The sequence below is a fragment of the Streptomyces zaehneri genome, assembly GCF_032248645.1.
GTDB classification, from domain to species: domain Bacteria; phylum Actinomycetota; class Actinomycetes; order Streptomycetales; family Streptomycetaceae; genus Streptomyces; species Streptomyces coriariae.
On the sequence record NZ_JASTTJ010000018.1, the window covers coordinates 22020 to 44185 of the forward strand.

The 22166-nt window shown below is 68.7% G+C and carries 22 protein-coding genes and 4 tRNA genes; 6 read left to right on the plus strand and 20 right to left on the minus strand.

The genetic code is table 11. The annotated features are described in order from the left end of the window. Positions 1-84: 84 nt before the first annotated feature. The 10 genes from rpoB to QQM72_RS26630 all read right to left on the minus strand — a co-directional run bounded on the left by rpoB (position 85) and on the right by QQM72_RS26630 (position 10264). Complete coding sequence (rpoB, locus tag QQM72_RS26585; protein WP_314223377.1) at positions 85-3570, minus strand: DNA-directed RNA polymerase subunit beta; 3486 nt, start codon at positions 3568-3570, stop codon at positions 85-87. Between the two features lie 557 nt (positions 3571-4127). Continuing rightward, on the minus strand, positions 4128-4511 hold the full coding sequence (gene rplL, locus QQM72_RS26590) for a 50S ribosomal protein L7/L12 (RefSeq protein ID WP_314223378.1): 384 nt from the start codon (positions 4509-4511) through the stop codon (positions 4128-4130). Between the two features lie 111 nt (positions 4512-4622). Then, complete coding sequence (rplJ, locus tag QQM72_RS26595; protein ID WP_020132671.1) at positions 4623-5153, minus strand: 50S ribosomal protein L10; 531 nt, start codon at positions 5151-5153, stop codon at positions 4623-4625. Positions 5154-5448: 295 nt separating this feature from the next. Continuing rightward, on the minus strand, positions 5449-6270 hold the full coding sequence (locus tag QQM72_RS26600) for a hypothetical protein (RefSeq protein WP_314223379.1): 822 nt from the start codon (positions 6268-6270) through the stop codon (positions 5449-5451). Between the two features lie 93 nt (positions 6271-6363). Next, complete coding sequence (locus tag QQM72_RS26605) at positions 6364-7278, minus strand: hypothetical protein (protein ID WP_314223380.1); 915 nt, start codon at positions 7276-7278, stop codon at positions 6364-6366. 146 nt (positions 7279-7424) lie between these two features. After that, positions 7425-8150 carry a 50S ribosomal protein L1 gene (gene rplA, locus QQM72_RS26610; RefSeq protein WP_020132674.1) on the minus strand — a complete coding sequence of 242 codons (726 nt, stop codon included), beginning with the start codon at positions 8148-8150 and terminating at the stop codon, positions 7425-7427. Between the two features lie 85 nt (positions 8151-8235). Beyond that, entirely contained in the window at positions 8236-8670 is a 435-nt protein-coding gene (rplK, locus tag QQM72_RS26615; RefSeq protein ID WP_020132675.1) for a 50S ribosomal protein L11, read from the minus strand. Between the two features lie 194 nt (positions 8671-8864). Then, positions 8865-9710 carry a transcription termination/antitermination protein NusG gene (gene nusG, locus QQM72_RS26620; protein ID WP_020132676.1) on the minus strand — a complete coding sequence of 282 codons (846 nt, stop codon included), beginning with the start codon at positions 9708-9710 and terminating at the stop codon, positions 8865-8867. A gap of 80 nt (positions 9711-9790) precedes the next feature. Then, the gene (gene secE / locus QQM72_RS26625; protein WP_314223381.1) at positions 9791-10078 is read right to left on the minus strand and encodes a preprotein translocase subunit SecE; all 288 of its coding nucleotides are present in this window, start codon (positions 10076-10078) and stop codon (positions 9791-9793) included. Positions 10079-10191: 113 nt separating this feature from the next. Beyond that, positions 10192-10264: transfer RNA gene (locus QQM72_RS26630), tRNA-Trp, on the minus strand. A gap of 216 nt (positions 10265-10480) precedes the next feature. Here QQM72_RS26630 and QQM72_RS26635 point away from each other — a divergent pair. Both QQM72_RS26635 and QQM72_RS26640 read left to right on the plus strand, forming a co-directional pair. After that, the gene (locus tag QQM72_RS26635; RefSeq protein WP_054238894.1) at positions 10481-11707 is read left to right on the plus strand and encodes a pyridoxal phosphate-dependent aminotransferase; all 1227 of its coding nucleotides are present in this window, start codon (positions 10481-10483) and stop codon (positions 11705-11707) included. 130 nt (positions 11708-11837) lie between these two features. Continuing rightward, positions 11838-12866 carry an adenosine deaminase gene (locus tag QQM72_RS26640; RefSeq protein WP_314223382.1) on the plus strand — a complete coding sequence of 343 codons (1029 nt, stop codon included), beginning with the start codon at positions 11838-11840 and terminating at the stop codon, positions 12864-12866. Between the two features lie 40 nt (positions 12867-12906). On the opposite strand, the gene QQM72_RS26645 is transcribed toward QQM72_RS26640, so the two are convergent. The 8 genes from QQM72_RS26645 to QQM72_RS26680 form a co-directional block, all read right to left on the minus strand. Beyond that, entirely contained in the window at positions 12907-13962 is a 1056-nt protein-coding gene (locus tag QQM72_RS26645; RefSeq protein ID WP_314223383.1) for a UDP-N-acetylmuramate dehydrogenase, read from the minus strand. A gap of 167 nt (positions 13963-14129) precedes the next feature. Then, a complete protein-coding gene (locus tag QQM72_RS26650; RefSeq protein WP_314223384.1) occupies positions 14130-15614 on the minus strand; it encodes a DHA2 family efflux MFS transporter permease subunit in 1485 nt (494 codons plus the stop codon). Positions 15615-15718: 104 nt separating this feature from the next. Beyond that, positions 15719-16288: a TetR/AcrR family transcriptional regulator gene (locus tag QQM72_RS26655; RefSeq protein ID WP_314223385.1), complete on the minus strand. Its 570-nt coding sequence runs from the start codon at positions 16286-16288 to the stop codon at positions 15719-15721. A 104-nt stretch (positions 16289-16392) separates the two neighbouring features. Further along, positions 16393-16821: a MaoC family dehydratase gene (locus QQM72_RS26660; RefSeq protein WP_314223386.1), complete on the minus strand. Its 429-nt coding sequence runs from the start codon at positions 16819-16821 to the stop codon at positions 16393-16395. Positions 16822-16828: 7 nt separating this feature from the next. After that, positions 16829-17311: a MaoC family dehydratase N-terminal domain-containing protein gene (locus QQM72_RS26665; RefSeq protein WP_314223387.1), complete on the minus strand. Its 483-nt coding sequence runs from the start codon at positions 17309-17311 to the stop codon at positions 16829-16831. A 153-nt stretch (positions 17312-17464) separates the two neighbouring features. Next, positions 17465-17629: a 50S ribosomal protein L33 gene (gene rpmG, locus QQM72_RS26670; protein WP_003948671.1), complete on the minus strand. Its 165-nt coding sequence runs from the start codon at positions 17627-17629 to the stop codon at positions 17465-17467. 88 nt (positions 17630-17717) lie between these two features. Then, a tRNA-Met gene (locus QQM72_RS26675) sits at positions 17718-17790 on the minus strand. A 46-nt stretch (positions 17791-17836) separates the two neighbouring features. Then, positions 17837-17909 (minus strand) — tRNA-Thr (locus QQM72_RS26680). 271 nt (positions 17910-18180) lie between these two features. On the opposite strand from QQM72_RS26680, the gene QQM72_RS26685 reads away from it, so the two are divergent. Both QQM72_RS26685 and QQM72_RS26690 read left to right on the plus strand, forming a co-directional pair. Beyond that, complete coding sequence (locus QQM72_RS26685) at positions 18181-19449, plus strand: amidohydrolase family protein (RefSeq protein ID WP_314223506.1); 1269 nt, start codon at positions 18181-18183, stop codon at positions 19447-19449. An 86-nt stretch (positions 19450-19535) separates the two neighbouring features. Continuing rightward, on the plus strand, positions 19536-20192 hold the full coding sequence (locus QQM72_RS26690; protein WP_314223388.1) for an SDR family oxidoreductase: 657 nt from the start codon (positions 19536-19538) through the stop codon (positions 20190-20192). 68 nt (positions 20193-20260) lie between these two features. Here QQM72_RS26690 and QQM72_RS26695 read toward each other — a convergent pair whose 3' ends face one another. Next, positions 20261-20482, minus strand: a complete 222-nt coding sequence (locus QQM72_RS26695) for a hypothetical protein (RefSeq protein WP_078616067.1) — start codon at positions 20480-20482, stop codon at positions 20261-20263. Between the two features lie 98 nt (positions 20483-20580). On the opposite strand from QQM72_RS26695, the gene QQM72_RS26700 reads away from it, so the two are divergent. After that, on the plus strand, positions 20581-20892 hold the full coding sequence (locus QQM72_RS26700) for a hypothetical protein (RefSeq protein WP_314223389.1): 312 nt from the start codon (positions 20581-20583) through the stop codon (positions 20890-20892). A 400-nt stretch (positions 20893-21292) separates the two neighbouring features. Here QQM72_RS26700 and QQM72_RS26705 read toward each other — a convergent pair. Beyond that, positions 21293-21374 (minus strand) — tRNA-Tyr (locus QQM72_RS26705). Between the two features lie 225 nt (positions 21375-21599). Here QQM72_RS26705 and QQM72_RS26710 point away from each other — a divergent pair. Continuing rightward, on the plus strand, positions 21600-22088 hold the full coding sequence (locus QQM72_RS26710; RefSeq protein WP_020132689.1) for a YajQ family cyclic di-GMP-binding protein: 489 nt from the start codon (positions 21600-21602) through the stop codon (positions 22086-22088). The last annotated feature ends 78 nt before the right edge of the window (positions 22089-22166 follow it).

A 22166-nucleotide genomic window follows, 5' to 3' on the forward strand; every position in this document is an offset into this window, starting at 1 on the left:
CTCTCAGGGTTGTAAGTCTTAGGGTCTGATACGGGGGTCCCGGGGCCGGCAGGGCTCAACGTCGTGAGCCCTGCCGAACTCCCGTCAGACCTCTTCGACGCTGCTCGGCTCACGCCGGGACAGGTCGATGCCGAGCTCCTCCGCAGCGCGGAAGACATCCTCGTCGGTGTCGCGCATCTCGATGGACATACCGTCACTGGACAGCACCTCCACGTTCAGGCAGAGAGACTGCATCTCCTTGATGAGCACCTTGAAGGACTCGGGGATGCCAGGCTCGGGGATGTTCTCGCCCTTGACGATGGCCTCGTAGACCTTCACGCGGCCGGTGACGTCGTCGGACTTGATCGTCAGCAGCTCCTGGAGGGCGTACGCGGCGCCATAAGCCTCCAGCGCCCACACCTCCATCTCACCGAAGCGCTGACCGCCGAACTGCGCCTTACCACCCAGCGGCTGCTGGGTGATCATCGAGTACGGACCGGTCGAGCGGGCGTGCAGCTTGTCGTCGACCAGGTGGTGCAGCTTCAGGATGTACATGTAGCCGACCGAGATCGGGTCCGGGAACGGCTCACCGCTACGGCCGTCGAACATCCGCGCCTTGCCGGTCGGGAGCACCATGCGCTCGCCGTCGCGGTTCGGGATGGTGTGGTTCAGCAGGCCCGCGAGCTCGTCCTCACGCGCACCGTCGAAGACCGGGGTGGCCACGTTGGTACCCGGGGCGACCTGGTCGGCGCCGATGCCCTGGAGCCGCTGCGCCCAGTCCTCGCCGAGACCGGAGACGTCCCAGCCGCGGCTGGCGAGCCAGCCGAGGTGGATCTCCAGCACCTGTCCCGGGTTCATTCGGGACGGCACACCCAGCGGGTTGAGGATGATGTCGACCGGGGTCCCGTCCTCGAGGAACGGCATGTCCTCGATGGGCAGGATCTTGGAGATGACACCCTTGTTGCCGTGACGGCCGGCGAGCTTGTCACCGTCCGTGATCTTGCGCTTCTGCGCCACGTAGACCCGAACCAGCTGGTTCACGCCCGGCGGCAGCTCGTCGCCTTCCTCACGGTCGAAGACGCGGACGCCGATGACCTTGCCGATCTCGCCGTGCGGCACCTTCAGCGAGGTGTCTCGGACCTCACGGGCCTTCTCACCGAAGATGGCGCGCAGCAGGCGCTCCTCCGGGGTCAGCTCGGTCTCACCCTTGGGCGTGACCTTGCCGACGAGGATGTCACCGGCGACGACCTCGGCACCGATACGGATGATGCCGCGCTCGTCGAGGTCGGCGAGGACCTCCTCGGAGACGTTCGGGATGTCCCGGGTGATCTCCTCCGGGCCGAGCTTGGTGTCACGGGCGTCGACCTCGTGCTCCTCGATGTGGATCGAGGAGAGGACGTCGTCCTGCACGAGGCGCTGCGACAGGATGATCGCGTCCTCGTAGTTGTGACCCTCCCACGGCATGAACGCCACGAGCAGGTTCTTGCCCAGGGCCATCTCGCCGTTCTCGGTGGCCGGGCCGTCGGCGAGGACCTGACCGGTGATGATCCGGTCGCCCTCGTTGACGATGACCTTCTGGTTGACCGAGGTGCCCTGGTTGGACCGGGAGAACTTGGCCAGGCGGTACGTGATGTACGTGCCGTCGTCGTTGGTCGTGGTGATGTAGTCCGCGGAGACCTCCTGGACCACACCGTCCTTCTCGGCCTTGACCACGTCGCCGGCGTCGACGGCGGAGCGGTACTCCATGCCGGTGCCGACGAGCGGGGCCTCGCTCTTGATGAGCGGCACGGCCTGACGCATCATGTTCGCGCCCATGAGGGCACGGTTGGCGTCGTCGTGCTCGAGGAACGGGATCATGGCGGTCGCGACCGACACCATCTGGCGCGGCGAGACGTCCATGTAGTCCACGTCGTCACCGGGGACGTAGTCGACCTCGCCGCCACGGCGGCGGACCAGGACGCGGTTCTCGGTGAAGCGCAGGTCGTCGTCGAGCGTGGCGTTGGCCTGCGCGATGACGAACCGGTCCTCTTCGTCGGCCGTCAGGTAGTCGACCTCGTCGGTGACGACACCGTCGGTGACCCGGCGGTACGGCGTCTCCACGAAACCGAACGCGTTGACGCGGCCGTAGGAGGCGAGCGAACCGATCAGACCGATGTTCGGGCCTTCGGGGGTCTCGATCGGGCACATGCGTCCGTAGTGGGACGGGTGCACGTCACGGACCTCGAAGCCGGCCCGCTCACGGGACAGACCACCCGGGCCGAGCGCGTTGAGACGACGCTTGTGCGTCAGACCCGACAGCGGGTTGTTCTGGTCCATGAACTGCGACAGCTGGCTGGTGCCGAAGAACTCCTTGATGGAGGCGACGACCGGCCGGATGTTGATCAGGGTCTGCGGCGTGATCGCCTCGACGTCCTGGGTCGTCATGCGCTCACGCACGACGCGCTCCATACGAGCCAGACCCGTACGGACCTGGTTCTGGATGAGCTCGCCGACGCTGCGGATACGACGGTTGCCGAAGTGGTCGATGTCGTCGGTCTCGACCATGATCGAGCGACCGGACTCGCCGACCGTCTCGGTCTCCCCGGCGTGCAGCTTCACCAGGTACTTGATCGTCGCGATGACGTCCTCGACGGTCAGGACACCCGCGTTGAGCGGGGCCTCGCCACCGAGCTTCTTGTTGACCTTGTAGCGGCCGACCTTGGCCAGGTCGTAGCGCTTGGGGTTGAAGTAGAGGTTCTCGAGCAGCGTCTGCGCGGCCTCACGCGTCGGCGGCTCGCCCGGACGCAGCTTGCGGTAGATGTCCAGCAGCGCGTCGTCCTGGCCCTGGGTGTGGTCCTTCTCCAGGGTGGCGCGCATGGACTCGTACTCGCCGAACTCCTCGAGGATCTGCTCGGTGGTCCAGCCGAGAGCCTTCAGAAGGACGGTGACGGACTGCTTGCGCTTGCGGTCGATACGCACACCGACCATGTCGCGCTTGTCGATCTCGAGCTCCAGCCAGGCGCCCCGGGACGGGATGACCTTGGCGGAGAAGATGTCCTTGTCGGACGTCTTGTCGATGGAGGAGTCGAAGTAGACACCCGGCGAACGGACCAGCTGCGACACCACGACACGCTCGGTGCCGTTGATGACGAAGGTGCCCTTGTTGGTCATGAGCGGGAAGTCGCCCATGAAGACCGTCTGGGACTTGATCTCGCCGGTCTCGTTGTTGGTGAACTCGGCCGTCACGAAGAGCGGGGCCGCGTACGTGAAGTCGCGGTCCTTGCACTCGTCGATGCTGTTCTTCGGAGGCTCGAAACGGTGGTCGCGGAAGGTCAGCGACATCGACCCGGAGAAGTCCTCGATCGGAGAGATCTCCTCGAAGATCTCCTCCAGACCGGACTTGGTGGGGACGTCCTGACCGGACTCCAGGGCGGCCTCGACGCGACCCTTCCAGGCGTCGTTGCCGAGCAGCCAGTCAAAGCTCTCGGTTTGCAGCGCGAGAAGGTTCGGAACCTCGAGGGGCTCCCTGATCTTTGCAAAGGAGATGCGCAGCGGGGCGGTGCTGGCGGCGTTGTTCGTATTCGAGATCGAGGCGTTGCGCGAGGCGGCCAAGAGGGGGTCCTTCCGAGGGCTCGGACTCACTACGCGCGTACCGGCTCCTCATCCTGCGCACAGAGACAGAAATCCCAGGTGGGGGATTGTCTGGTCGTCCGGCTCAAGTGAGGGCATGCCCCTGGTGACGGGCAGGGAACAGCTAACAGGCAGCGCAAAGGGTCAGTGTAGCCACTTGGCACACTGATGTCCAGTGCGGGTTTCTGGAGACCCTCGTAGTTCTCAACGCCCTCGGTCTGCTAGCCCTCAACGCACGGTGATACTGCCCTCTTCGCCGTCGATCCATGCCTCGGATTCGGATCCTTGTGACGACGCGTCCTGAGAATTGCGCGCTGCGTGCGGTTCGTCAAGGCCCCCCTGCGCGAACTCGGGCGCCGGAGACACGATGAAGATCACCATACCCCCCGGTCAAGCAGGTGCAAGGCAACCGTGGTCACGCTCCCAGGAACGCCGAAGAGCGACCACCCAGATGGATGATCGCTCCTCGGTGCGTGAGCGTTACAGCCCCGGAGGGACTGATTCAGCCTTCGCGTCCGGTCGTCGCCGACCGGGAGGTGTTACTTGACCTCGACGGAGGCGCCGGCAGCCTTGAGGGACTCGGCGGCCTTCTCAGCGGCCTCCTTGGCGACCTTCTCGAGGACGGGCTTCGGAGCGCCGTCGACGAGGTCCTTGGCCTCCTTCAGACCCAGGGAGGTCAGCTCACGCACGACCTTGATGACCTGGATCTTCTTCTCGCCGGCACCGGTGAGGATGACGTCGAACTCGTCCTGCTCCTCGGCGACCTCAGCGGCGGCGGCCGGGCCGGCCGGGGCAGCGGCGACCGCGGCGGCGGCGGTGACGTCGAACTTCGCCTCGAACGCCTTCACGAACTCGGAGAGCTCGATGAGGGTGAGGGACTCGAACTGCGCGAGCAGCTCTTCCTGGGACAGCTTCGTCGCCATGGTGGGCGATCCTTCCATTCAATTCGGCAGGTGCCGGATGTACATGTCGGCGGGCGTACGTTCGGCCCGCGTCGACCGCCACGTCATGCGGCGGTCAAAGTGCGAGCCGAGTTACTCGGCACCGCCCTGCTCGGCCAGCTTGACCCGAAGCGCCTCCGCGGTGCGGACGAACTTCGACGGAAGCGCCTGGAAGAGCGAGGCAGCCTGGGACTGCTTGCCCTTCATGGCGCCCGCCAGCTTGGCGAGCAGAACCTCGCGGGACTCGAGGTCCGCAAGCTTCTTGATCTCGTCGGCGGACAGCGCCTTACCGTCAAGGACACCGCCCTTGATGACGAGGTTCGGGTTGTCCTTGGCGAAGTCACGAAGACCCTTCGCCGACGTCACCGGGTCACCAGTGATGAAGGCAACCGCCGTCGGACCGTTGAACAGGTCGTCGAGCGTCGAGATCCCGGCCTCGTTGGCCGCGATCTTGGTCAGCGTGTTCTTCACCACGGCGTACTGGGCGTCTTCACCGAGCGAACGACGCAGCGTCTTGAGCTGCGCCACGGTGAGACCCCGGTACTCGGTCAGCACAGCGGCGTTCGAGCTGCGGAACTGGTCCGCGAGCTCGGCTACCGCGGCAGCCTTGTCGGGCCTTGCCATAGAGCGTCGGCCTCCTTCCGGGTGATGAGGACCGCTCAGAAGGGGCTGGGACAAACGAAACGCCCCGGCGCAGGCGCACGGGGCGTAGCTCGACCGAACGAATTCCGTGGGAGGATTTCGGCCCGGGAGCGTATCCACTGACACCTGCGCGGGTCGTCCGCATTGCAGCGGATCCTTCGGCCACCGCCCCCTCTTGCGAGAGCACGGCAACGACCAGCGGTCTTTGGCTTCTCGAGGAGCGTACGCGAACGGGGCGCCGTCAAGCAAATCCGCCCGTACGGGGCCGGTACGGGTCTCAGTCGCGGGCCTTCTTCAGTTCCTCGGCCATGTCCACGGTGTCCGAAGCGGCCGGCGCCTTCACCGTCACGGGCTTGCCGAAGTCGAAGAACGTGAGGGTGAGGTCGAGCTCCCCGTGCCGTCCGAAGCCCTGCACCCGCAGCTGCCGCGTACGGTCCTCGGCGTCGACCCACAGGCCCATGGTGAGTTCGTCCACACCCTGCTTCTCGTACTGGGCGAGGCTCTTCTCGGTCCGCTGCCGCACGCTCCTGTCCTCGTCCTCGTAGGAGGCGCGGATGTCGTCGACGCCGGCCGTGCCCGTGTAGTGGGTCGTGCGGACGCCGTCGACGGTCTCGGTGCCGGCCTTCTTCAGGTCGTCGGCCGCGGCGAGGAAGCCGCCCTCGTGGGAGGGGTTGTCCCGGACCCGGTCCACCATCGTGCCGGTGTCGACCTTGATCCCGCTGGGGGTGTCGGAGCTGCCCGGCGCCCCGAACCTGATCCAGTGCCTGCCGTTCTCGTCGGCTTCGTCGGTGCCGACGTACAGCACCCCGCCGACCAGCCGGAACTCCCCCGTGCCCTGGTCGGGCCCGCCGAGCACGGTGGACTTCAGGCTCATGGCCGGCGGCTTGACTCCGATCGCCGCCTCGGCCCTGATCCGGCCCTCCTCCGGCGTCCGGCCGGTCATGCGGTAACGCAGGGACACGGTCTCCTCCGCCCTTTCCGCGGCCCGGGTGACGGCGGCCGCGGCGGCGGAGTCACCCCCGCTGTCCGTGCCGCCCGCCGCCGCACACCCCGCGACGAGCAGCGCGGACAGCCCGAGGACACCCACGGAAGACCTCATCCGACTTCCCCCAGAAAGCGATACAGCGAACACACGGTCGATTCACAGCAAGACCGCGAAGGTATCCCAGGAGATCGGGAGAAATCCCGTGATTTACGAGCCGGTGCCCGCCCCCTGCTGCTTCACCAGCTCCGAGAAGTCCGCGGTGTCGCTCGCCGGGGGCACCTCGGCGGAGACCTCGGTGCCGTAGTCGGTGTAGTACGCGGTCTGGGCGTAGGCGCCCGCCGTGGTCTCGCCCTTCTCGACCTTCTTGACCAGCAGATCCCGGTCGTCGACCCAGATGTCGACCGTCTCGGTGGTGACGCCGGCCTGCTCCAGCGTCTTCCTCAGGTCGTCGAGCTGGCTCTGGCTGAGGTTGGAGTTCTTCTCGGCGAGGTCCGCCACCTCCACCGTCCCCGAGTAGTGCGTGGTCCGCTGCCCCCGCACCTTCTCCTCCCCGACCTCCCGCACGTCCCCGGAGGCCAGCAGCAGCTTCACCGACTGGTTCGGAGTGGTGTTCTGCATCTGGTCCTTCAGGTACGCGCCGGAGCTGCCGCCGAGGCTCGCCAGGTCGTCGTACGCGTATCGGATCCAGTGCCTGCCGCCGGCCTGCTCCGCGAAGGAGTCGCCCATCCTCGCGTAGTAGGCGTCGGGCAGATAGCGGGCCTCCATCGACGTGGTGCCCATCTGGCGCATGGTGTCGGCCATGGTGCCACCGGTGTACGTGATGGTGAGCGTGCCGGTGAGGCCGTCCCCCCAGCCGAGAGCGCCGTCGGCGGTCATCGACATCATCGAGCCCATGGTCGTGGTCGACTCGACCTTCGCGGAGTCGGCGCCGTCGGTGGACTTCTCGGCGGTGCGCAGGGCCGCGATGGGGCTCAGCCGGGGGCTGCCGTCCCCGCTCTTCCCGGAGCCGCCGGAGCCGCCCGAACCCTCGGAACCGCCGGAGCCGCCGCAGGCCGTCACCCCCGTCAGCAGAGCCGCCGCGACGATCGAGAGGCCCGCACGGCGCAGGTTCGTGCACTTCATTCGTCCCACCCCCATGGATTCCTGTCACTGAACGCTAACGCACAGCACTGACAGTCGTACGAAAAAGATACGTACGGCAAAAGGGACGAGCCCCGCACCTCGAAAGGTTGCGGGGCTCGTCACCGACTGAGGGTGAGCTGTCAGGCTCAGACCGCGGCCGGGTCCTCCTCGACGAGAAGGTTGCGGGTGCGGTTCGGGTCCACCAGGATGCCGGGGCCGATCGTGGTGCTGATCGCGGCCTTCTTGATGTAACGACCCTTGGCGGCGGACGGCTTCAGCCGGAGGATCTCCTCCAGGGCCGCGCCGTAGTTCTCCACCAGCTGGGTGTCGTCGAAGGACGACTTGCCGATGATGAAGTGCAGGTTCGAGTGCTTGTCGACGCGGAACTCGATCTTGCCGCCCTTGATCTCCGTGACGGCCTTGGCCACGTCGGGGGTGACGGTGCCGGTCTTCGGGTTCGGCATCAGACCACGCGGACCGAGCACGCGGCCGAGGCGGCCGACCTTGCCCATGAGGTCCGGGGTGGCGACGACGGCGTCGAAGTCCAGACGACCCTTCGCGACCTCGTCGATCAGTTCGTCGGAGCCGACGATGTCGGCGCCGGCGGCCTCCGCGGCCGCAGCACGGTCACCGGTCGCGAAGACCAGGACCCGGGCGGTCTTGCCGGTGCCGTGCGGCAGGTTCACGGTGCCACGGACCATCTGGTCGGCCTTGCGCGGGTCGACACCCAGGCGGAAGGCGACCTCGACGGTGCCGTCGAACTTGCTCGTGGAGGTCTCCTTGGCGAGACGGACGGCCTCGAGCGGGGCGTAGAGCTTCTCCCGGTCGATCTTGGCGTCCGCAGCGCGGAGGGACTTGCTGCGCTTGCTCACTACTGCTCCTGTGTGTCTTGAGGAGTCGTGGTATGGGCCGAGCAGGCCCTGCCACGGTGCTACGAAGGTGCTACGGGGCTGCTGATCAGCCTTCGACCGTGATGCCCATGGAGCGGGCGGTGCCGGCGATGATCTTCGACGCGGCGTCCAGGTCGTTGGCGTTCAGGTCGGGAAGCTTGGTCGTGGCGATCTCGCGGACCTGCGCCTCGGTGATCTTGGCGACCTTGGTCTTGTGCGGCTCGCCAGAGCCCTTCTCGACACCAGCGGCCTTGAGGATCATCTTCGCGGCCGGCGGCGTCTTGGTGATGAAGGTGAAGGAGCGGTCCTCGTAGACCGTGATCTCCACCGGGATCACCCAGCCACGCTGCGACTCGGTCGCGGCGTTGTAGGCCTTGCAGAACTCCATGATGTTGACGCCGTGCTGGCCGAGCGCGGGGCCGACCGGCGGGGCCGGGTTGGCCGCACCAGCGTTGATCTGGAGCTTGATGAGCCCCGTGACCTTCTTCTTCTTGGGAGGCATTGCTCTCTCCGGGTCCTAGTGAGAGTTTTCAGCCGTCCGGTCCGGATGATCCGGATGGAGGCATACCGCACAACGATAACGGGTATCCATGCGCGGCCAAAAACCGAGCAGGTCAGACCGTCCCCCGCAAGCGGGAGGTGCCCCCTGCGAGGGCGTGGTCTGACCTGATCGGAGGCTTGTGCTCCAGAGGAGGATCAGTTCTTCTGGATCTGGTCGAAGCTCAGCTCGACCGGGGTCTCGCGACCGAAGATCTCGACGAGGCCCTTGACCTTCTTCGAGTCGGCGTTGATCTCGTTGATCGTGGCCTGGAGCGTCGCGAACGGGCCGTCGGTGACGGTGACCGAGTCGCCCACCTCGAAGTCCAGCACCTGGACCTCGACCTTGCGGGACGGAGCCGGCTTGCCCTCGGCCTCGGCGGCCTCACGCGCGGCCTTCTCCTCGGCCTCCGGGGCGAGCATCTTGACGATCTCGTCCAGAGTCAGCGGGTACGGGTCGTACGCGTTGCCCACGAAGCCCGTGACGCCGGGGGTGTTGCGGACGACGCCCCAGGACTCGTTCGTCAGGTCCATGCGCACCAGCACGTAGCCGGGGAGCTTGTTCTGACGGATGGTCTTGCGGTCGCCGTTCTTGATCTGGACGACCTCTTCCTGCGGCACCTCGGCCGCGAAGATGTAGTCCTCGACGTTGAGCGAGACGGCGCGCTGCTCCAGGTTGGTCTTCACGCGGTTCTCGTAGCCGGCGTACGTGTGGATGACGTACCACTCGCCGGGGAGGGTGCGCAGCTCCTCGCGCAGGGCGACAACGGGGTCGACGGGCTCGGCCGGCTCTTCTTCCTCGGCCTCGTCGACGACGTCCTCGGTCTCGACGTCCTCGTCGGCTTCCTCGTCCTCGACGTGGAGTGCGGCTTCCTCCGCGGGTTCGCCCGCTTCGGCCTCGGCAGCCTCGAACTCGTCCACCTCGTCCGCACCCTCGACGATGTCGAGCTCGTCGTCCACGGACTCTTCCGGCTCGATGGCGTCGTTCAGGTTCTGGTCAGACACGGTGGCTGCTTCTTCCTGGATACATAGGGGTGGAACATGCGAAAGGGGCGCCGGATACCTCGGCGCCCTTCGCTCTAGGCTCAGCCAAAAACGTACTTGGCGGCGTGGCTGAGTCCATAGTCAATCACGGTCACCAGGCCGATCATGATGACGACGAAGACGATCACCACGGTCGTGTAAGTCGTCAGCTGACTCCGCGTGGGCCATACGACCTTGCGGAGCTCTGCGATGATCTGGCGATAGAAGAGCGCGAGACGCTTCAGCGGGCCCTTCTTGGCGCGCTTGCCGCCCTTGCGGGTCTTCTTCTGCGCCTCAGGCACCTCGTCCTGGGCATCAGGCGTGTCGATGGAGCCCACGGCATCCGCCATTCGTCCTCACCTGTTCCCGGGTCGTGGCCGTGCCGCGCCCGGTCTGAGCCGCACGGCGATGCATTGCTGGACGTACATGCGCTGCGCACACATCCTGGTGACGGAGTGTGTAGCAGGGCCGGAGGGACTTGAACCCCCAACCGCTGGTTTTGGAGACCAGTGCTCTACCAATTGAGCTACGACCCTTTGTGTGTTCCCCAACGTACCGCATCCGACCGGGTGCTCGGTGTGCACCTGTTGGGACGCGGCTGTCGAAGGCCAACGACGTGTGAGTGTACGTGGTCTTGAGCGCCTCGTCGAACGGAAAGCGGCCTTGATCGGAATCACTCTGGTGTTCAGTCGGCTGACCAGTCCGTGAAACCCGTGTGCCGGGGCCGTTTCCGGTCTGAAACCATGGGTGCCATGAGCGCTGCAACCCCTCCCACCGAGCGCCGGGTCTCCGCCCGCGTCGGCGCGATCTCCGAGTCCGCCACCCTTGCCGTGGACGCCAAGGCCAAGGCCCTGAAGGCCGCCGGACGTCCGGTGATCGGCTTCGGCGCGGGCGAGCCCGACTTCCCGACCCCGGACTATGTCGTCGAGGCGGCCGTCGAGGCCTGCAAGAACCCCAAGTACCACCGCTACACGCCGGCCGGTGGTCTCCCCGAGCTGAAGGCCGCGATCGCCGCGAAGACGCTGCGTGATTCGGGCTACGAGGTGGACGCCTCGCAGATCCTGGTCACCAACGGCGGCAAGCAGGCGATCTACAACGCCTTCGCCGCGATCCTCGACCCGGGCGACGAGGTCATCGTCCCGGCCCCGTACTGGACCACGTACCCCGAGTCCATCCGGTTGGCCGGCGGCGTCCCGGTGGAGGTCGTGGCCGACGAGACGACCGGCTACCGGGTCTCGGTCGAGCAGCTGGAGGCGGCCCGCACCGAGAACACGAAGGTCGTGCTCTTCGTCTCCCCGTCCAACCCGACCGGCGCCGTCTACAACGCCGAGGACGCCGAGGCGATCGGCCGCTGGGCCGTCGAGCACGGCCTGTGGGTGATGACGGACGAGATCTACGAGCACCTCGTCTACGGCGACGCGAAGTTCACCTCGCTGCCCGGGATCCTCCCCGAGCTGCGCGACAAGTGCATCGTGGTCAACGGCGTCGCGAAGACGTACGCGATGACCGGCTGGCGGGTCGGCTGGATCATCGGCCCGAAGGACGTCGTCAAGGCCGCCACGAACCTCCAGTCGCACGCCACCTCGAACGTCTCCAACGTGGCGCAGATCGCCGCGCTGGCCGCCGTCTCCGGTGACCTGTCGGCCGTCGAGAAGATGCGCGAGGCCTTCGACCGGCGCCGCAAGACGATCGTGCGGATGCTGAACGAGATCGACGGCGTCCTCTGCCCGGAGCCCGAGGGCGCGTTCTACGCGTACCCGTCGGTGAAGGCGCTGCTCGGCAAGGAGATCCGCGGCAAGCGTCCGCAGGACTCGGTCGAGCTGGCCGCGCTCATCCTGGAGGAGGCCGAGGTCGCGGTGGTCCCGGGTGAGGCCTTCGGTACGCCGGGCTACCTGCGGCTGTCGTACGCGCTGGGCGACGAGGACCTCGTCGAGGGCGTGAGCCGCATCCAGAAGCTCCTGGCGGAGGCCAGGGACTGAGTTCGGACCACTCACGTGAGCAGTCTGCGGGCCGTCTCCCCCCGGGAGGCGGCCCGTTGCTTTGTGCGAGCAAGACCACGATCGGGGAAAGCCCTACCGGGACGACCGGAAGGTACGGCAGGATCCTGGAATGGAGCGTGTACGTGATGTCTCTGAGCTGCCGAAAGCCCATCTGCACCTGCACTTCACCGGGTCGATGCGGGCCACCACCGTGCTGGAACTGGCCGACAAGTACGGCGTGCACCTGCCGGACGCGCTGAACGAGGCGCTGACCAGCGGGGAGCCACCCAGGCTGCGGGCCACGGACGAACGGGGCTGGTTCCGCTTCCAGCGCCTGTACGACGCGGCGCGCAGTTGCGTCCGCGAGCCGGAGGACATCCAGCGGCTGGTGCGGGAGGCCGCCGAGGAGGACCTGAGGGACGGCTCGGGCTGGCTGGAGATCCAGGTGGACCCGACGTCGTACGCGCCCCGGCTGGGCGGGCTGATCCCGGCGCTGGAGATCATCCTGGACGCGGTGGAGACGGCCTCGCGCGACACCGGGCTCGGCATGCGGGTGCTGGTCGCGGCGAACCGGATGAAGCACCCGCTGGACGCCCGCACCCTGGCCCGGCTCGCCGTGCGGTACGCCGACCGGGGGGTGGTCGGCTTCGGGTTGTCGAACGACGAACGCCGGGGCATGGCGAGGGACTTCGACCGGGCCTTCGCGATCGCCCGGGAGGGCGGGCTGCTGTCCGCCCCGCACGGCGGCGAGTTGACCGGCCCCTCGTCCGTCCGCGACTGCCTGGACGACCTCGACGCGAACCGGCTGGGGCACGGCGTGCGGGCGGCCGAGGATCCACGGCTGCTGAAGAGGCTCGCCGACCGGGGCGTGACCTGCGAGGTGTGCCCGGCGTCGAACGTGGCGCTGGGCGTGTACGAGAAGCCGGAGGACGTTCCGCTGCGGACGCTCTTCGAGGCCGGGGTGCCGATGGCCCTGGGCGCCGACGACCCGCTGCTGTTCGGCTCACGCCTGGCGGCCCAGTACGACATCGCCCGCCGCCACCACGCCTTCACGGACGAGGAGTTGGCGGAACTGGCCCGCCAGTCCGTACGGGCTTCGGCGGCGCCGGAGGACGTCAGGGCGAAGCTGCTGTCGGGCGTGGACGACTGGCTGGCGTAGCGCTGCGAGCGCGGGGCGGCGAGCGCAGGGCACGGGCCTGCTAGAGCCCGGCGCCCACCATCACCGGCTCGTTGACCAGCGTGACCCCGAAGGCCTCGCGTACCCCGGCCACGACCTCGCGGGCCAGCGCCAGCAGGTCCTCCGTGGTGGCTGCGCCGCGGTTGGTGAGGGCGAGGGTGTGCTTGGTGGAGATCCGGGCGGGCCCGCTGCCGTACCCCTTGGTGAAGCCCGCCTTGTCGATCAGCCAGGCCGCGGAGGTCTTGGTGTGTCCCGCCCCCGCCGGGTAGGCGGGCGGCTCCACGCCGTCGCCCAGCCGCTCCTTCACGCGCGCGTGGAACGCGGCGAAGTCGGCGTCGGTGAGGATCGGGTTGGTGAAGAAGGAGCCGGCCGACCAGGTGTCGTGGTCCTCCGGGTCGAGGACCATGCCCTTCCCGGCGCGCAGCTTCAGCACGGTCTCGCGGGCCTCGGCGAGCGGCACCCGGTCCCCGGGCTCGACGCCCAGCGCGCGTGCCGTCTCGGCGTACTTCAGGGGCGCCGACAGCCCGTCCGCGTCCTCGAGGGCGAACCGGACGCGCAGGACGACATAGCGCTCGGGGTCGGCCTTGAAGCGGCTGTGCCGGTAGGAGAAGGCGCACTCCTCGTTGGTGAGCGTGACCGTCCCGCCCGCCCTGCGGTCGTACGCGATGACCTCGGTGATCGTCGTGGAGACCTCCTGGCCGTACGCCCCGACGTTCTGGATCGGGGTCGCGCCCGCCGAGCCGGGGATGCCGGCCAGGCACTCGACGCCGGCCAGCCCGGCCTCCACGGTGCGGGCGACCGCGTCGGTCCAGATCTCGCCCGCGGCCAGCTCCAGTCGTGTCCCGGCGAGTTCGCAGCCGCGCGTGGCGATGCGCAGGGCGGTGCCCTCGAAACCCTTGTCGCCGATGACGAGGTTCGAGCCGCCGCCGACGATCAGCAGCGGCGTGCCGTCGGCGTCGGCCTCACGTACGGCTGTGACCACCTCGGCGTCGGTCGTCGCGGTCACCAGCCTGGTGGCGGGACCGCCCAGCCGGAAGGTGGTCAGCGGGGCGAGGGGGGCATCGTGGAGTTCCTGCACGCGCCCCAGCCTACGAGACACCGTCGGCAGCCCCGCCCGCCCGGCCCTGGACAGCCCGGTCCGCCCGCCCCTCGCCGGTCCGGCACGCGCGCGTACGGCCCCGCCGAGGTGACGGGGCCGTACGCGCGCGTGCCGGACGGCTCCGGGCGCTTCATGTGCCGTCTGTCTCAGCGGGCGGCGTGCTCCAGCACGGGCGCCGCCTCGGAGCCGGTCTCAGGGCCCGCCTCGGAGCCGGTCTCAGGGCCCGCCTCGGAGTCCGTCGCCACGAGGTCCGTTCGCCGCCGGGCCGGTATCAGCAGGGTGGCGAACCCGGCGAGGGCCACCACCGCCGCGCCCGTGACCAGCGCGGGCCGCAGCCCGTCGACGAAGGCCTGGCCGGACTCGTAGCCGCCCTGCGCCGCGAAGATCGACGACATGATCGCGATACCGAGGGCCCCGCCGACCTCCCGCAGCGCGTTGTTGGCGCCGGAGGCCATCCCCTGCTCCTGCGGACGGACGCTGGACATCACCAGGTTGGAGGCCGGGGCGAAGAACAGCGCCATGCCGACGCCGCTGACTATCAGGCCGGGCAACTGGACGCCGTAGGAGGCGTCGACGGTCGCCACGGCGGCCATCCAGCCGAGACCGACGGCCTGGAGGAAGAGCCCGGTGGCGACGACCGGCCGGCCTCCGACGCGGTCGGAGAGGATGCCGGCGATGGGCGCGACGAGCATCGGCATACCGGTCCACGGCAGCATCCTGAGGCCCGCCTCGGTGGGCGAGTAGCCGAGGACGCCCTGCATGTACTGGCTGAGCAGGAAGATCGAGCCGAACATCCCGAGGAACATCAGCAGGCTCGCGGCGTTGATCCCGGCGAAGGCGCGGGACCGGAAGAGGCGCATCGGCAGCATGGGGTTCCTGGCCCGCAGCCCGTGCAGGACGAACCCGACGAGCAGGACGGCGCCCGCGACCAGGCCGGTCAGCACGAGCGGGCTGGTCCAGCCGTCGGCCGGCCCGCGCACCAGGCCGTAGACGAGCCCGAAGAGGCCGCCGCTGGCGAGCAGGGTGCCGGGGAAGTCGAGCGGGGCACCGGTGCCGTAGGACTCGGCGAGGCGCAGCCGGGCGAGCGGCAGCAGGGCGAGGCCCAGCGGAACGTTCAGCCAGAAGATCCAGTGCCAGGACACGTGTTCGGTGAGGCTGCCGCCGATGAGCGGCCCGGAGGCGACCGCGAGTCCGTTGACCGCGCCCCAGATGCCGTAGGCCATTCCGCGCTTGGCGACGGGCACGGCGGCCGTGAGGAGGGTGAGCGTCAGTGGCATCATGACGGCCGCGCCGACACCCTGGACCGCGCGGGCGGCGATGAGGGACTCGATACCGGGGGCCATGGCCGCGGCGGCGGAGGCGACGGTGAAGACCGTGAGCCCGGCGAGGAACATCCGCCGGCGGCCGAACCGGTCGCCGAGCGCCGCGCCGAACATCAGCAGCACGGCGAAGGTGAGCGTGTAGGCGCTCACGGTCCATTCGAGGTCGCCCAGCCCGCCGCCGAGATCCTCGCGGATGGACGGCAGGGCGGTGGTGACGACGAGGTTGTCGAGGGCCGCCATGAACCCGGCGACGCTGGTGATGACGAGGGCCCAGACGGCTCCCCCGCGACGTGCGGTCTGTTCTGACATCGCTCCCCCAGCGGGTGGTCGTACTTCGGTTAGTAATTGATGACTAACTTTTACGCCCATGAAAGGGCGCCTTCGACGGCGACGGCGAACCAGCGCCGCCCGCGCTACTTCTCCAGCCGGCCCTTGATCCGAGCCGAGGGATACATCCCTTCCCAGACCCGGTCTCCGGGTGCGAATCCCATGGCCACCAGGCAGTTGACGAGCATGCCGTACGCCATGAACGTCGTCGTCTCGTTCACGTCGGCGCCGAGGGGCACATGGACGGTGTCCCAGAGCCGCATCCACCCGGCGCGCACGGCCTCCCCGAAGCCGTGGTCGCCCTCCGCCTCCGCGGCGGCCACCGCGACGTACGTCTGCATCTGCATCATCAGCCGTTCGGGCTGCTCCGCGATGACCTTGGTGTACGCGTTCGCCATGGCATGCAGGGCCTCTTCGCCCTCCAGCCCCCTGGCGGCCTCCTCGAACATGCGGACGGTGTCGTCCATACAGCGCTCGGAGGCCGCGAGGAAGATCGCTTTCTTGCCCGCGAAGAGCCGGAAGAGATACGGCTGCGAGACACCCACCCGCCGGGCGATCGCCTCGGTGGAGGTGCCGTGATAGCCACCCCGGGCGAACTCGCTCGTCGCCGCGCGGATGACGCTCTCGCGCCTCTCGTCTGCACTCATCCTGACCATGCGACAAAGTTAGTGCTCAATCACTAACTACGTCAAGGCCCGACAACACGTAGGGGGCGCCTCCCCTTGGAGGGCGCCCCTTACCTCGTGTGTGCCGCCTCGGATCAGGCCAGCCGTACGACCACCCGGGACATCCCGAGAACCTTCAGCCCGCCGCTGGTCACGGTCAGATCGACCCGCACGGTGTTGTCGTCGAGCTTGGCGCCCACCTTGCCGATGACCTCGATCACGGCGCCCCGGTCGTCGTTCGGGACGACGACGGGCTTCGTGAAGCGAACGCCGTAGTCGACGACCGCGCCCGGGTCGCCGACCCAGTCGGTGACGACGCGGACCGCCTCGGCCATGGTGAACATGCCGTGCGCGATGACGTCCGGCAGGCCCACCTCCTTGGCGAACTTCTCGTTCCAGTGGATGGGGTTGAAGTCCCCGGAGGCACCCGCGTACTGCACCAGCGTGGCGCGGTTCACGGGGAAGGACCGGGCCGGCAGTTCGGTGCCGACCTCGACGTCGTCGTAAGCGATCTTCGCCGTCATCGGTTCCTCACACCTTCCCGTCCGTGGCGTCCACGGATTCCGCCGGCTCCGCCGCGCGGGCGACGAGCTTCGTCCAGGCGGTCACGACGTGCTCGCCGCTCTCGTCGCGGACCTCGCCGCGGATGTCCAGGATGTCGTTGCCGGCCATGGACTTGACCGCCTCGATGGTCGAGGTCACCGTGAGCCGGTCACCGGCGCGCACCGGGCGCCGGTAGGCGAACTTCTGGTCGCCGTGCACCACCCGGCTGTAGTCGAGGCCCAGCCGAGGGTCCTGGACGACCTGTCCCGCCGCCTTGAAGGTGATCGAGAACACGAAGGTCGGCGGCGCGATCACATCGGCGTATCCGAGCGCCTTGGCGGCGTCCGGGTCGGTGTACGCCGGGTTGGCGTCACCCACGGCCTCGGCGAACTCGCGGATCTTCTCCCGACCGACCTCGTAGGGATCGGTGGGCGGGTAGGTCCGCCCGACGAAGGACTGGTCGAGCGCCATGGCCTCGGCACCTCCTGGTTGCTCTGCTGCTCCGCTGCTCTGTGGTTCTGGTGCTGTGTACGGATCAGCGTCGCTCTACTGACCGGTACGGGTCGCTCAACGACACGAGGCCGCCCCCGATCACTCGGGGACGGCCTCGCATACGAGCCTGATTTATCGCGTTTCGCGGTGCGCGGTGTGCGCATTGCAACGCGGGCAGTGCTTCTTCATCTCCAGTCGGTCCGGGTTGTTACGCCGGTTCTTCTTGGTGATGTAGTTCCGCTCCTTGCACTCCACGCAGGCCAGCGTGATCTTCGGGCGGACGTCGGTGGCAGCCACAGGAGTGCTCCTTGACGAACGGATGGGACATATAACGCATGAAAGAGTAGCCGATCGAAGGACCGACCCCACAATCGGCTACTGTCAGTAGCGGTGACCGGACTTGAACCGGTGACACAGCGATTATGAGCCGCTTGCTCTACCGACTGAGCTACACCGCTTTGATGGGATCAGGTCCCGCCTTGCGACGGGAACCTCACCCACCAGAGCCCCAATACGGAATCGAACCGTAGACCTTCTCCTTACCATGGAGACGCTCTACCGACTGAGCTATTGGGGCGAGCGATGAAGACATTACACGGTCCGCAGCCGTTCACCCAAATCCGTTTCGCTAGGCCCTCCGGGACCGCCCGGAGGCCCGATTCCCCAAGGTCCCAGCGGCCTCCCGGGCCCCTCCCGCACGCCGGACCACACCGGTACGACTATTGCGCTCCTCCCCGCCGGCGCCGAAACGCCGTCCTAGGCTCGACTCACTCTGCGTGATCTTGCGTCCCCGCGACCGCGCGTCACCCGCGACCCCGCGCAGTCCCGAGCCGAGCCCCTGGAGCGCGATGCCCGACAGCCAGCCGCAGCCGCCCCCTTGGCCGTCGTCCTCGTCCGGCGCCGCGGGAGGTTCGCCGGACCCGGCCGCCCTCCTGCTGAGCGGGGCGCGCCTCACGGACGGCCGGACCGTGGACGTACGGCTGGGCCGCGGGCGTATCGAGGCGGTCGGCACGGCGGGCAGCCTGACGGGCGGCCCCACCCGAGGCGGCACGCGCGTGGACCTCGGCGGCTACCTCCTGCTCCCCGCCCCCGCCGAGCCGCACGCGCACGCGGACACCGCGCTCACGGCCGACGCCGACGGCCCGGTCTCGTACGCCCCCGAGGACGTCCAGCGCCGTGCCACGGAGGCCGCGTTGCTGCAACTGGGCCACGGCGCGACGGCGCTGCGCGCCCATGTGCACGTGGGCGACGTCCAGGGCCTCGGCGCGCTGGCCGCCGTACTGCAGGCCCGGCGTTCGCTGCGCGGGCTCGCCGAACTGACGGCGGTGGCGATGCCACGGGTACTGACCGGGGCAGCCGGGGCGGACGGCCTCGCGATGCTGCGGGACGCGGTGAAGATGGGCGCCTCGGTGGTGGGCGGCTGCCCGGACCTGGACCCCGATCCGACGGGCTACGTGGAGACCGTCCTGGAGGTCGCATCCGAGCACGGCTGCCCCGTCGACCTGCACACCGACGCCGCCGACCCGGCCCGCCTCGCCCGCCTCGCCGCGATGGCCGGCGGTCTGCGCCCCGGCGTCACCCTGAGCCCCTGCGGCGGCCTCGACGGCCTCCCCGCCGAAACCGCCACCCGCACCGCCGACCAACTCGCCGCCGCCGGCGTGACGGTGGTCTGCCTCCCCCAGGGCGGCTGCGGCACCGTCGACCACCGGGACGCGGCGCCCGTACGGCTGTTGCGCGCGGCCGGCGTCCGGATCGCGGCGGGCAGCGGGGCGTTGCGGGACGTCTCCAACCCGGTCGGCCGCGGCGACCCCCTGGAGGCGGCCTACCTGCTCGCCTCCCGTCACGGCCTGCGCGCCGAGGACGCATACGACGCCGTGAGCACGTCCGCGCGAGCCGCGCTGGGCCTCCCCGAGGTCCGCGTGGAGGCGGGCTTCCCGGCCGACCTCCTGGCCGTCCGCGGCGACCGACTGGCGGGCGCCCTCTCCCTGGCGTACAGCAGGATCGTGATCCACCAGGGCCGCGTGGTGGCCCGCACGAGCGCGGTCCGCGAGTACCGCAGCTCGACGGCCGCCCCGGAGTGGGGTCTGCCGAGACAGGGGCGGGGACAACCGTCTTAGGACGGCGGGGGCGGGCCGGGGAGTTGAGCGGGACCCCGGGTGAGGTCATGCGGCGGATGCGGTTGTCCGGGCGTACGGTCGGAAGCATGCGCATTGTCATCGCTGGTGGTCATGGTCAGATCGCGCTGCGGCTGGAGCGCCTGCTCGCCGCGCGCGGGGACGAGGTCGCGGGAATCATCCGCAAGGCGGAACAGGGCGACGACCTCCGGGCGGCCGGCGCCGAACCGGTCGTCCTGGACCTGGAGTCGGCGTCCGTCGAAGCGGTCGCGGAGCGGCTGCGGGGCGCGGACGCGGCGGTGTTCGCGGCGGGTGCCGGGCCGGGCAGCGGAGTGGGCCGCAAGGACACCGTGGACAAGGGCGCGGCGGTCCTGTTCGCGGACGCGGCGGTCCGGGCGGGCGTACGGCGCTTCGTGGTCGTGTCGTCCATGGGCGCGGACCCCGGCCACCGGGGTGACGAGATCTTCGACGTCTACCTGCGCGCCAAGGGCGAGGCGGACGCGCACGTGCAGGGCCTCGACTCCCTCGACTGGACCATCCTGCGCCCCGGCGCGCTCACGGACGACGCCGGCACCGGTCTGGTACGCCTGGAGGCCCGCACGGGCCGCGGCTCCGTCCCACGCGACGACGTGGCCACCGTGCTGGCCGAACTGCTGGACACCCCGGCGACATCCGGCCTCACCCTGGAACTCATCGGCGGCTCGGCGCCGGTGCCGGTGGCGGTCAAGGCGGTGGCGGGCAACTGAGGAGCTCCGTGCGCCGGAAGACGCCCCGGAACGCCAGACCGCTGGACCGCTGGAAGAGTGCTGGACCTCTAGAAGAGGGGTAGCTGTCCTGGAAACTCCGGGACCACATACCCGTCCAACGACGGCTGGGCCGCGCCCAGTTGTGCCGTACTGCGCGAGCCGGGGCAGGAGACGAGGTCCCCGGTCCCGCGCGCCCCCGGCGGGTCGTGGCGGGCGAACCGACCGGCGACGACGGCGATCTCGCGACGGCATACCGGGCAGGTTCTACGACGACTGGACGCGCTGGACATGTCGTCAGTCTGCCCCAGTGGGCCACGCGGGTACCCCACGGCGAGACGCGCCCCGCTCGCCGCGCGGAAGTGCGATCACCTCCCTAGCATCCGTACATGTGGCACATACCTTCGAGGAACTCGTGGAGAAGCAACGCGCGGCCGACGAGGCACACGCGAGGGTCGAAGCGCTGCGGGACACGTACGGCGCACCCACGGCCACCCCCTGGCCGGAGATCCAGACCGACACCTACGAAACCGCCTGGCGCGCCTGGCGCGACCTCGCCCGCGACGTACAGGCCGCGGTGACCGAACACGCCAAGGACGAGAACAGACCACGCAACGACATCGAGGCAGAGGTGAAAAGAGCGGCGAAGACACCCTCGCCGGAGGTCTCCGAACCCCCGGAAGATCCGGCCGAAGCAAAGTGAAGCGGGTCGCCGCCGCCCTCGAGCCGAACGGCCCCTGCCGACAACGTCGGCTGCCGGACGGTGACGCGGCTCAGCTGACCGTGCCAGGGGGTGGACGGGGTGGACAGGTCACGAACCGTTCGCGTGTGACCGGTTGGGCTCCGGAACACCAGCGATCGCGCAATCCGCCACTTCGAATCGACGTCGACCGACCGTCCGTATGATCTTCGCCACGCTGCGCTGTCCACCTGGCTCAGTTCCGGAGTGGAACCACGGCTCGTTGCGGATATCCCGTCCACACACGTGGGGACTGGATGTTCGAATGCAAGACAGCGGGCGACGGCGTACCGCTCACCAGGGAACATGGCGAAGGGCCCGTGACCTGCTGTGTAAGCAGGTCACGGGCCCTTCGTTCTCAGCGTGGCGGCGCCAGGATTCGAACCTGGGAAGGCTGAGCCGGCAGATTTACAGTCTGCTCCCTTTGGCCGCTCGGGCACACCGCCGGGTTTGCCGCCTGTTCGAACCGCTTTTCGGCGGTGCTCCCTGGCAACGACGTAAACGATACCCGATGCCCAGGGGTGCTTCGCCACCTGATTCCTCGCCGCCCGGAGCGGGCGGGATGACTAGGCTTGTGCGGATGCGGCCCGGGATCACGCCGGGCTCGGCGGTCACCCCCACGTACGCCGATACGCACCCGACACGCACCCCGATACAAGGAGCCACAGGACATGGCCGACTCCAGTTTCGACATCGTCTCGAAGGTCGAGCGGCAGGAGGTCGACAACGCCCTCAACCAGGCCGGCAAGGAAATCTCGCAGCGTTACGACTTCAAGGGCGTCGGCGCCTCGATCTCGTGGTCCGGCGACAAGATCCTCATGGAGGCGAACTCCGAGGACCGGGTCAACGCCGTCCTCGACGTCTTCCAGTCCAAGCTGATCAAGCGCGGGATCTCCCTCAAGGCGCTGGAGGCGGGCGAGCCCCAGCTCTCCGGCAAGGAGTACAAGCTCTTCGCGGAGATCAAGGAGGGCATCTCCCAGGACAACGCGAAGAAGGTCGCGAAGCTCATCCGCGACGAGGGCCCCAAGGGCGTGAAGGCCCAGGTGCAGGGCGAGGAACTGCGTGTCAGCTCCAAGAGCCGCGACGACCTCCAGACCGTCATCACCCTGCTCAAGGGCCAGGACTTCGACTTCGCTCTGCAGTTCGTGAACTACCGGTAGTCGGCCGGACGGTCACGAGCCGGGCGGAAGCGAGCCGGACAGCTGTGAGCAAGGGTGGGCGCCCGTGGGGTGCCCGCC